We start from the raw sequence: 564 nt of genomic DNA, 5'->3' as shown, positions 1-564 counted from the left end.
GGACTCGAACCCGCGACCCCATGCGTGACAGGCATGTATTCTAACCAACTGAACTACCAAACCTCTGCTTTATTGCGAGTGCAAATATACAATATAATTTTATTTAAAAACAAGTGAGAAATAAAAAGAATACAAATATTTTTTTCATCACTAAATCCTAAGAAAAATGCTTAAAAGTCTTTAAAACAAAAAGGCTCCGACCCCGTCTCGTCCCAAAAGACGAGATGACAGGCATGCTTTATACCAATTATAAATAATTTGATTTTATTAAAAAAAGGAGGGATTAAAAGGGATCAAGTCTAAAAGTATTTTAGAACAAAAATGCCTTTAAATCAAAAAAGCCATTCACAATTAAGTGAAAAGCTTTTCATTGGTCTAACTACTAAACCGCGGTTAGCGTTACAAAGGCTAACCAAACAACACAACTAGCTTTAAATACCGTATAGTGGAAAAAAAAGCCTTTCTGTTACGAAAGGCTTTCCCAATATTGCGGTCTGGACGGGACTCGAACCCGCGACCCCATGCGTGACAGGCATGTATTCTAACCAACTGAACTACCAAACC

At 36.9% G+C, this 564-nt stretch carries 1 tRNA gene; it reads right to left on the bottom strand.

The annotated features are described in order from the left end of the window. Positions 1–490: 490 nt before the first annotated feature. Positions 491–564: transfer RNA gene (locus tag ACSV4D_RS18110), tRNA-Asp, on the bottom strand.

It is taken from the genome of Flavobacterium sp. ARAG 55.4 (assembly GCF_051846875.1).
Classification (GTDB): domain Bacteria; phylum Bacteroidota; class Bacteroidia; order Flavobacteriales; family Flavobacteriaceae; genus Flavobacterium; species Flavobacterium plantiphilum.
Note: the sequence above shows the minus strand (reverse complement) of the source record. Positions and strands in the feature narration are given on the sequence as shown.